Source organism: Betaproteobacteria bacterium, from assembly GCA_016713305.1.
Lineage (GTDB): Bacteria > Pseudomonadota > Gammaproteobacteria > Burkholderiales.
In genome coordinates this window covers 189007-200256 of the sequence record JADJPK010000031.1, presented here as the reverse complement: position 1 = coordinate 200256, position 11250 = coordinate 189007, and the positions used below count along the sequence as shown (strand labels likewise).

Annotated in this window: 4 protein-coding genes and 2 pseudogenes; all 6 read left to right on the top strand. The window is 65.9% G+C overall.

Translation table 11 applies throughout. The features are described 5' to 3' along the window. Positions 1-1133: 1133 nt before the first annotated feature. Entirely contained in the window at positions 1134-2219 is a 1086-nt protein-coding gene (locus tag IPK20_22685) for a hypothetical protein (GenBank protein MBK8019199.1), read from the top strand. Then, complete coding sequence (locus IPK20_22680) at positions 2105-2803, top strand: right-handed parallel beta-helix repeat-containing protein (GenBank protein ID MBK8019198.1); 699 nt, start codon at positions 2105-2107, stop codon at positions 2801-2803. Before IPK20_22685 ends, IPK20_22680 begins: the two co-directional genes overlap by 115 nt. A 304-nt stretch (positions 2804-3107) precedes the next feature. After that, positions 3108-4400 carry a hypothetical protein gene (locus tag IPK20_22675; GenBank protein ID MBK8019197.1) on the top strand — a complete coding sequence of 431 codons (1293 nt, stop codon included), beginning with the start codon at positions 3108-3110 and terminating at the stop codon, positions 4398-4400. A 311-nt stretch (positions 4401-4711) separates the two neighbouring features. Continuing rightward, a pseudogene (locus tag IPK20_22670) lies at positions 4712-5749 on the top strand (right-handed parallel beta-helix repeat-containing protein). A 486-nt stretch (positions 5750-6235) separates the two neighbouring features. Next, positions 6236-7921 (top strand): annotated as a pseudogene (locus IPK20_22665) (cadherin-like domain-containing protein). A 472-nt stretch (positions 7922-8393) separates the two neighbouring features. Further along, positions 8394-11129 (top strand): tandem-95 repeat protein, encoded by a 2736-nt coding sequence (locus IPK20_22660; protein MBK8019196.1) that lies wholly within the window; start codon positions 8394-8396, stop codon positions 11127-11129. Positions 11130-11250 lie beyond the last annotated feature (121 nt).

Here is an 11250-nt window from a genome sequence, read left to right as displayed (position 1 = left end):
GTGTACGGGGTGGTGAGTGGGAACGTGGTGTGGAGGAACCGCGGGATTGCGCAGATCCAGTCGCACACGTACGGCCAGACGCAGATCGAGAACAACACGGTGTATGCGCCCACGGGAGATGCGATCCGGGTACAGGCGTTGTCCGTGTCGGTAAGGAACAACATTCTGTGGGTCGACAGCGGCTATGCGATCAACGTCAACTCCGATATGCAAAGCGGTTTCGTATCGGACTACAACCTGTTCCATCTGACGGGGAACGGAAAGGCGGCGTACTGGGAGGACCGGCCGCTGGCGACGCGCGGTGACTGGTTCTACGAAGTGGGGTTCGATGGTCACGGCATCAGTGGCGATCCGAAGTTCGTCGACATCGACGGAGCCGACGACAAGTTTGGTTACCAGAGTGGTGTCGTGACTTCGAGCGGGATCGTGATCGACGACGGTGATGCGGGCTTCACCACCACCGGGACCTGGACAAGCGTCACCGGCAGCGGTGCCAATGCGGGCCGCGGCGGAGACTACCTGCGTGCGCCGAGTGGTACGTCGACAGCGACCTGGACCTCGATGGGCTGGCACCCGGCATCTACCGGTGGTGCGACGTGGCCGAATACCGATCTGAACACGGCGGCCACCTACAGGATGAATGTGGGTGGAAAACTGGCGACTATCAATACGGTGAGCCAGTACTACAACACGCCTAACGATTATCAGGCCGATGATGGTTCGGGGTGGCGGCAACTGGGGCTTTTGCGCATCGAGGGTGGGACGCTGAGCGTCACGTTGACAGCCACCGGAGATGGCCGGGCGACGGTGGCCGATGCGCTGAGGCTGGACCGGATCGGAGGGGACTTCGGGGCGGACGACGACTGGCACCTGCAGTCGGGCTCGCCGGCGATCGACCGCGGGGACCCGGCGACGCTGTCGGTGAAGGAGTTGCAGCCGAATGGGGGGCGGTTGGATCTGGGGCCTACGGCAACAGTGCACAGTCCACGGTCAGTGCGGAGCCGCTGGTGCAGGTGCTCAGTCCGAACGGGTTGGAGAAGTTCGAAGTCGGTCAGACGGTGGGGATCGACTGGCGCAGTGCGGGTCTGCTGGGCCAGGACGTGGTGGCACAGATCAATTCTGGAAATGCGAGCGTGGCTGTGGGGACGTGGGTGACCAACGCCTATCAGGTGTCGGGGAACGTGGGTGCCAACGGCGCGGCGGTGGACGTGAATGGAGTGGCCAATGCGGCACCGGCGGCGGTGTACTGGAGCTACGTATATGCGGCCAATGGAGTGGGTCAATCGCTGGGGTATCAGATCGCGGCTTCGGATGGGACGTACAAGGTACGGCTGCACTTCGCCGAGACAGGTGGGCAGGCGGTGGGGGCGAGACGCTTCGACGTGGTGGTGAATGGCACGAACGTGGACGACAACGTGGACATCCGCCAGCGTGCCGGGGCGCTGAACAAGGCATATGTGGCCGAGTACGACGTGGTGGTTTCGGGTGGGACGGGGATCGGACTGGATCTGGTGAACCGCACGAATACGGCGGCGATCCTGCAGGGGATCGAACTGGTGCGGGTGAACGAGGAGGGGGTGGACACGCCGACGGTGGAGTTGCAGGTGAGCACGGATGACGGGGCGAACTGGCGCAGCATTGCGAGCGGGTTGACGCTGGACCGGCGGGGGCAGGGGCACTACGACTGGACAGTGGATGCGGCGACGACAACGTCGAATACGGCGCGGATCCGGGCAATCGCAACGGTGAACAACAGTTTGACGGGTGGAATACTGCAGGTGAGCGATGTCTCGGACGAAGGGTTCGAGATTGCGAACGCGGGGCAGAGCTACTACGTGAACGATGGTTCACTGGCAGGGGACGAGTACACCACGGCGGTGGGAAGCAACGCGAACACGGGCAAGAGTGCGGATGCGCCGATGGCGAGTCTCGCGGCGCTGCTGCGGGCCTACGACCTCGATGCGGGCGACGTGATCTACGTCGACACCGGCCTCTACAACCTCGCGACCAACGTGGTGCTTTCATCGGACGACAGTGGTGTGACGATAGTGGGTGCGTCGGGGCATGGGAGCGTGCTGGACCGGGGCAACACGACCAATGGGGCGTGGGCGTTGCAGTTTGCGGGTGCGGACGATGTGACGTTGAGGGGTTGGTATTCCGGGGCGGGCAGCACGGGATCGGGGCGGCGAATGGAGCGGACTCCGACGGGGTGGTGCTGAACGACATTGTGGCGATTGGCAACAGCCATTCGGGCGTGGCGATGGACACGTCGAACGATGCGTGGACGGTGGTGGGGTCGAGGTTCGAGAGCAATTCGTCGTATGGGCTTTGGTCACGGTCGATGGATGCGGTGTTCGAGGGCAACACCTTCGTTGGTAATGGCGAAGGGTTGCACAGCGCGGGGGTGCGCACGCGCATCGTGGGCAACGAGGCGTTTGCGAACAACAGCTGGGGTTTCAGTGTTGGTGGAAGCGGTGGCGTGGCCAACCGGGTGCTGGTGGAAGACAACGTGGCCGTGGGGAACCGCCATGGAATCGCGTTGAGTGGCAATGCGGTTCTGGGGAGTGGCAACCGGACCTGGAGCAACAACTTCAATGGTCTGGGGGTATACGACGCAGCGGTGGCGCAGTGGAACGACGTGTGGAACAACGGTCATGGGGTGGACGCCAGCAATGCGACGGTGCGCGAGAACGTCGTCTACGGAAATCGTGGTGACGGGATCGGGCAGTGGAGTTCGAGGATCGAGTCGAACCGGGTGTACGACAACGCCGGGATAGGGATCAACGGGGTGTACGGGTGGTGAGTGGGAACGTGGTGTGGAGGAACCGCGGGATTGCGCAGATCCAGTCGCACACGTACGGCCAGACGCAGATCGAGAACAACACGGTGTATGCGCCCACGGGAGATGCGATCCGGGTACAGGCGTTGTCCGTGTCGGTAAGGAACAACATTCTGTGGGTCGACAGCGGCTATGCGATCAACGTCAACTCCGATATGCAAAAGCGGTTTCGTATCGGACTACAACCTGTTCCATCTGACGGGGAACGGAAAGGCGGCGTACTGGGGAGGACCGGCCGCTGGCGACGCGCGGTGACTGGTTCTACGAAGTGGGGTTCGATGGTCACGGCATCAGTGGCGATCCGAAGTTCGTCGACATCGACGGAGCCGACGACAAGTTTGGTTACCAGAGTGGTGTCGTGACTTCGAGCGGGATCGTGATCGACGACGGTGATGCGGGCTTCACCACCACCGGGACCTGGACAAGCGTGACCGGCAGCGGTGCCAATGCGGGCCGCGGCGGAGACTACCTGCGTGCGCCGAGTGGTACGTCGACAGCGACCTGGACCTTCGATGGGCTGGCACCCGGCATCTACCGGCTGGGTGCGACGTGGCCGAATACCGATCTGAACACGGCGGCCACCTACAGGATGAATGTGGGTGGAAAACTGGCGACTATCAATACGGTGAGCCAGTACTACAACACGCCTAACGATTATCAGGCCGATGATGGTTCGGGGTGGCGGCAACTGGGGCTTTTGCGCATCGAGGGTGGGACGCTGAGCGTCACGTTGACAGCCACCGGAGATGGCCGGGCGACGGTGGCCGATGCGCTGAGGCTGGACCGGATCGGAGGGGACTTCGGGGCGGACGACGACTGGCACCTGCAGTCGGGCTCGCCGGCGATCGACCGCGGGGACCCGGCGACGCTGTCGGTGAAGGAGTTGCAGCCGAATGGGGGGCGGTTGGATCTGGGGGCCTACGGCAACAGTGCACAGTCCACGGTCAGTGCGGAGCCGCTGGTGCAGGTGCTCAGTCCGAACGGGTTGGAGAAGTTCGAAGTCGGTCAGACGGTGGGGATCGACTGGCGCAGTGCGGGTCTGCTGGGCCAGGACGTGGTGGCACAGATCAATTCTGGAAATGCGAGCGTGGCTGTGGGGACGTGGGTGACCAACGCCTATCAGGTGTCGGGGAACGTGGGTGCCAACGGCGCGGCGGTGGACGTGAATGGAGTGGCCAATGCGGCACCGGCGGCGGTGTACTCGAGCTACGTATATGCGGCCAATGGAGTGGGTCAATCGCTGGGGTATCAGATCGCGGCTTCGGATGGGACGTACAAGGTACGGCTGCACTTCGCCGAGACAGGTGGGCAGGCGGTGGGGGCGAGACGCTTCGACGTGGTGGTGAATGGCACGAACGTGGACGACAACGTGGACATCCGCCAGCGTGCCGGGGCGCTGAACAAGGCATATGTGGCCGAGTACGACGTGGTGGTTTCGGGTGGGACGGGGATCGGACTGGATCTGGTGAACCGCACGAATACGGCGGCGATCCTGCAGGGGATCGAACTGGTGCGGGTGAACGAGGAGGGGTGGACACGCCGACGGTGGAGTTGCAGGTGAGCACGGATGACGGGGCGAACTGGCGCAGCATTGCGAGCGGGTTGACGCTGGACCGGCGGGGGCAGGGGCACTACGACTGGACAGTGGATGCGGCGACGACAACGTCGAATACGGCGCGGATCCGGGCAATCGCAACGGTGAACAACAGTTTGACGGGTGGAATACTGCAGGTGAGCGATGTCTCGGACGAAGGGTTCGAGATTGCGAACGCGGGGCAGAGCTACTACGTGAACGATGGTTCACTGGCAGGGGACGAGTACACCACGGCGGTGGGAAGCAACGCGAACACGGGCAAGAGTGCGGATGCGCCGATGGCGAGTCTCGCGGCGCTGCTGCGGGCCTACGACCTCGATGCGGGCGACGTGATCTACGTCGACACCGGCCTCTACAACCTCGCGACCAACGTGGTGCTGGACCTGCAGGATTCCAGCGTCACGATCCAGGGCGCGGGTCAGGGCAAGACGATCATCGACCGCGGCAACATCACGAATACCGCCAGGGTCTTCGACCTGATGGGCGCCGACGACGTCACGCTCGAGGGCATGACGCTGCGCGGCGGCGAGCACGCCGTGCTGGGTGCCAACGGCTGGGATTCGGACCGGATCACCGTCCGGAACAACGAGATCGTCTCCAACGACAGCACGGGGATCTACGTCGACATCTCCAACGAGCACTGGACGATCGAGAACAACACCGTGCACGCCAACAAGGCGAACGGCATCGACGTGCGGGAGGGCGATGCCCGGATCGCGGGCAACCTCGTGTTTGACAACGGGGGCGCGGGAATCTACGTTTCCGAGAGCACCGCCAGCGCGGCGTTCACGATCGTGGCGGAAGGCAACACCGTCCGCGACAACTCCAGCGACGGTATCTACGCTTCGGGCAACGTGGCGGTCCGGAACAACGAGGTCTTCAATCACGCTGCGAGCGGCTCCCATGGCATCGAGGCCCACAGCGGTGCCATCGTGGAAGGCAACGACGTCCACGGCAACAGGCGAGGCATCTACGCCGGCACCGATGCCATCATTCGTGCCAACGAGATCTATTCGAACACCCAGGCCGGCGTGGAGGTCGACAACGCGATCATCCGCGGTAACCGCATCCACTCGAACCCGATCGGCATCGATGGCGTCTTCAGCTCGGTGATCGAGAACAACGTGATCTACTCGAACACGAACTTCGGCATTGTCGAGAACTATCCGTACGACGACGCCGGGCGCATCGTCAACAACACGTTCTACCAGCCGGTGGGCGACGCCATCCGATTCGCCGGCGGCAATGCCGACCACACGCTGATCGCGAACAACATCTTCTCGATCGGCGCGGGTGCGGCCATCAATACCACCACCGCCACCGTGGCGGGCTTCCGGTCCGACTACAACCTGTTCCACTTGATGACGGGCGACGCGCTGGTGGGTGTCTGGGGAAGCGTGCAGCGCGCGACGCTGGACGCCTGGCGCACGGCGACGGGACTGGATGCGCACTCCGATGCCGCATCGCCGGACTACCTCGACATCAACGGTGCGGACAACGTGCTGGGCGAGACGGGGTCGGCCGAAGGCAACGGCTCCGACGACAACTTCGGCCTGCGCCGGGGCTCTCCCGCCATCGACGGGGCCAACGCGTACGTGGCCCCCGCCACCGACATCGAGGGGCGGCTGCGCAAGCGCGACCCCGGAACGGTGGACACGGGCGAGGGCTGGCCGCTCTATGTGCCGGCCCAGGCAGGCGCGAGCGACGTGGCCGCGCGGGCTGGCGAGACGGCGCTCAACCTGCGCAGCACCAACAGTTCCAGCACACAGGCGCTGGGCTTCGGGTTCGGGCTGTACGGGACGATGTACACGCAGGTGTCCGTGAACAGCAACGGCTATCTGCACTTCGCCGGTCCGGACGGTACGGGGACCGACGGCAACGACACCGCCGTGTTCCTCCGCAATGTCCGCATTGCCCCGCTGTGGGACGACCTCAACACTGCCGTCACGGGTGGCGACGTGTTCGTGGACCGGTCGGTGGCGAACCAGATCCGCTTCCGCTGGGTGGGTCAGACCCAGGGCGTCACGCCCACCGGAGCCGTGAGCTTCGCGGTCACCCTGTTCGCGGACGGCACCTTCCGCTTCGACTACGGCGCGGGCAACGCCGGCCTCACGCCGACGGTCGGCGTGTCCGGCGGCAACGGGCTGGCCTTCGTGCTGGCTGCGGACTACGACGGCGAGGCGAGTCTCGGCGGTGCCCAGGCGCTGGTCTGGACGCCGCAGCCGGACGTCACCTACTACGACGTGGGTGCCTATGAATTCCAGGGCGATTCCGGCGACGTGACGCCGCCGCAGGTGAGCGGCGTTGCCGGATTGCCCTCCAAGGGGGGCACGACGGCCCAGGCGTTCACCACGTTGCGGGTGGCGTTCAGCGAATCGCTCGACGGCGTGTCCGCCCGCAGTCCCGCCAACTACTCGCTGTTGTCGGCCGGTGCGGACGAAGCGTTCTTCACGCCAGACGACGCGCGCATCGCCCTGCGGCCGCTGTATTCGTTCCCCGAGACCGATCTCGCGCTGCAACTCGTCGACGGCGTCCTGCCCGAAGGCCTGTATCGGTTGACCATTTCGGGCACGGCCCCTCGCGGCGTGTTCGACACGGCGGGCAATGCGCTCGACGGCAACGCCGACGGAACGGCCGGGGACGATTACGTGCACGACTTCCGCGTCGACCGGCGCAGCAACATCGCGCCGGTGGCCACGGATGCGGGTCACACGGCGGTGGAGGAGGGCAGCGTCACCTTCAACCTGGGGGCTGCGGACGCGAACGCCGACCCGGTGACCTTCAGCCTGCTGACTGCGCCGACCCACGGCACCCTGAGCGGATTCGATCCTGTCACCGGACGGGTCACCTACACGCCGAACGGTGACTACAACGGCAGCGACAGCTTCCGCTTCCTCGCGGACGACGGACGCCTGGGCACGGACGAAGGCGTGATCACGTTCACCATCACGGCGGTCAACGATGCGCCGGCCGCCGGCAGCGTGGCCGTCACCACGTCCGAAGACACGCCGGTGAGCGTCGTGCTGCCGGGCACCGACCTGGAGACGCCGCGCGACCGTCTGATCTTCGAACTGCTGCAGGCGCCCGAGCACGGCAGCGTCACCCCGGGGGCGGGGGGAGTGTGGAGCTACACGCCTGCCGCGGATTACACCGGTGCCGACAGCTTCACCTACCGTGTCACCGACCGGGGCGATCCCGATGGCGCGGTCGGCAATGCACTGAGCTCCCAGAGCGGCAGCGTGTCCATCGTCATTGCGCCGCGCAACGACGCGCCGCGCATCGGCGAGATCCCGGAGCAGGAGGTCGATGAAGGTGCCGTGCTGGCCTTCACCGTGCCGGCCGAGGATCCGGACGGCAACGCCATCATCTTCTCTCTGCTCGATCCGGTGGCCGGCGCGGCGATCGATGCCCAGACCGGCGCATTCCGCTGGCAGCCGGCCGACGGAGCATTGCGGCAGACCTTCACCGTTCGCGCCAGCGACGGGCAGCGCACCTCGGAAGCCAGCTTCGAGGTGCAGGTCCGCAACGTGGCCCCTGTGATCACCCTGACCGGCGATGCATCGGTCGGGACCAACACCCCCTACACCATCGAGTTCGGGGCCACCGATCCGGGTGCCGACACCCTGCTGCAGTGGGTCGTCGACTGGGGTGACGGACGCACCACCACGCTGCCTGCCAGCGCCACCTCGGCCACCGTCGTCTACGGCGTCGGCGGCAACGTCGTCATCACCGTCACCGCCGTCGACGAAGACGGCAGCCACCTCTCCGAAGGGCTGGCCGTGCAGGTGATCCGGCCCAACCGCGCGCCCACTGCGTTCGCCCAGAGCGTCACGCTGAACGAGGATGGCAGCTCGGTCATCACCCTGGGCGGCTTCGATCCGGACGGCGATGCGCTGGCCTTCGAAGTCGTGACCGGCGCAGGCAAGGGAAGCCTGGGCGCCCTCGACCCGGTCACCCATCGTGTCACCTACACCCCGGCGTCCGACAGCCAACGGTGCCGACAGCTTCAGCTTCCGCGTCTACGACGGCCAGGCCTACTCCACCGCCGCCAGCGTCAATCTGAACGTGTTGCCGGTGAACGATCCTCCTGAGGCGAGGGACGATCGCTACGTGATGACCGATCGCACGTCGCTCTCGGTCCCCGGTCCCGGTGTGCTCGGCAACGATACCGATGCCGATGGCGACACGCTGCAAATGTTCCTTCACCCGGCCGACGCCACCGGTTTGCGCGGAACGCTCTGGTCCTGGGGGGCAGGTGGTTCCTTCCTCTTCGAGGCGGCGCTCGACTTCTCAGGGGAAACCAGCTTCGTGTACACAGTAACGGACGGCCACGGTGGATCTGCCCAAGGCCGGGTCACGATCGTCCTGCCAAACTCGCCACCGGTCGCCGTCGACGACACGTTCATCGCCGTGCGCGGGCAGCCGCTGCAGATCACGGCGCCCGGGGTCCTCGCAAACGATTCCGATCCCGATGGCGATACGGTCCGTATGTGGCCCGTCGCCGATACCACGGGCCTTCGCGGTGCGCTCACGTCCATCAGCGCGAACGGTGCGTTCGTTTTCGTGCCGGAGGCGGGTTTCGTGGGGACGACCAGCTTCCGTTACACCGCGACGGACCAGCGAGGGGGAACGGCGCAGGGCACCGTTCGGATTCAGATTCCGAACCAGTCCCCCGTGGCGGTCGACGACACGTATGTGGTGCAGGAGGGACAACTGCTCCAGGTGTCGGCCGACCAGGGCTTGCTGGCCAACGACTCGGATCCCGACGCCGACACATTGCGTTTGAGGCCTCCCTTCGTGAACACCACCGGGCTGCGCGGACAGATCACGTTCGTCGGCGCGAACGGCACCTTCGGATTTGTGCCGGAGGCCGGATTTACGGGCAGCACCAGCTTCTCCTACATCTTGACCGACGGCGATCTGACCGACGAAGGTAGGGCGACCATCGACGTGCGTGCCGCCGCGTTCCACGTACAAGGCACCACGGTCACGCCGAGCGGCGTGTCGATCCGTTTCGATCGCGCCATCGATCCGGCCGTGCTCAATCTCTACGAATACGCTGATCTTCGTTACGGCCCGGCCGACGTCACGCTCACGGGTACCACGACCGGTGCGGTGCGCGGTTCGCTGGTGCTGGACGCAGACGGACAGGGAATGAGCTTCGTGAAGACGGGCGGGGCGCTCGCGCCGGACCCCTACACGTTGACGGTGCGCGCCGGCGCGGGTGGCCTGCGCGATCTCTCGGGCAGGGCGCTCGACGGCGACGGGAATGGCATCGAGGGGGACGACTTCTCTCAAGTGTTTACGGTGGGCCCGTCGTCCGCACCCGTCCTGAGCCTGCCCGACCTCGTACGCGGTCCCGGCCAGAGCGCCGTGCTGCCGCTCACCCTCACCAACGCCGGCGGCGTCACCCGCATCGCCTTCGACGTGCTGCACGACACTGGCCTGCTGAGCATCGACGGCGTCCAGCTCGCCAACGGTGCCAGCGGCAGCGTGACCCGCAGCGCCATTGCCGGCGGCACCCGCATCGAAGCGGTCTTCACCACCGCCCTGGGGGCCGGCACCGTCAGCCCGCTCACGCTGACCGCCGGCATTCCGGCGGCAGCGGCGTACCAGCGCACCGGCGTCGCACGCTTGGCCAACGTCCAGATCGACCGCGGTGCCCAGGGAAGCGTGGCCAACTCTGTGGCCGACCGCAGCGTCATCGTTGCCGCCTACTTCATGGATACCAGCGGCAACCGCGGCTACAGCATGCTCGACGTGCAGAGGTTGCAGCGGGTGGTGTCCGGGCTGGACACAGGCTATGCCGCGTACCCCATGGTCGACCCGGTGCTGATCGGCGATCTGAACGGCAACGGCCAGCTGACCAGCCTGGACGTGAACCGGTTCATGCAGTTCGTGCAAGGGCAGGCGCGGCCGGAGATTCCGGCCCTGCCGGCGGGGAGCAGTCCGCTCACGTTCGGCGGACCGGCGAGGAACGTCGGACTGGGGGGAAGCGGCAGCGCCAGTGCCGGGGATCTGGTGAGTATCCCGCTCACCCTCGACAACGCCCAGGGAATCGAAAGCCTGACGGCGAAGATCGTCTACGACGCCAGCCGGCTGGAGTACAAGGGCGTGAGACTGGCCACCGACTTCCCGTACCGGCTGGTGAAGCATGTGGCGGGGGAGATCGTGCTGGACCTGGCGCGGTTGAATGCTCTGGGAAGTGGATTGAGCGAACTGCTGGAGATCGACTTCCAGGTGAAGGCGGGAGCGGCGGAAGGGGGAGCGGCGATCGACCTGCAGGTGCTCACCCTGAACGACGGGAAGCTCAGCCAGAGTCCGGCGAGCCAGGTGGGGGTGGACGGGACCGATGCGCAGATCACCGTGGTGGCGGTCGAGCCGCCGGCGCCGGTGATGCTGAGGAGCACGACGGCGAGTGTGGAGACGACGAACCTGGTGCTGCCGGTGCCGGGACCGGAGACGAACGGCGGAGTCGCGCCGCAGGTGAACTGGAGCGTACCGCTCGCCCAGACCGAGCCTACGGCCCCGAACCCGGTGACGGTCACGACGGGAGACGACTGGAAGAAGACGGCGTGGGCGAAGGACCTGACGCAGCGGCTGGCGCAGCTGAGCCCGGCGGCGGCGGCCCAGCCCCAGGCCCAGGGCAAGACAGGAATGCTCAAGACCCTGCTCGCGGCACTGACGCGGAAGTAAGCGGTGGCTCGCCCGCACTCCGGAGCATCGTGGTGCGGCAAGTTGGCGCGAGAGCAGCCGGGCGACCGGGACACTGGTGTAAAGTGCAGCCCGGTTGCGCCTCGCGTATCCGCACGTCCGG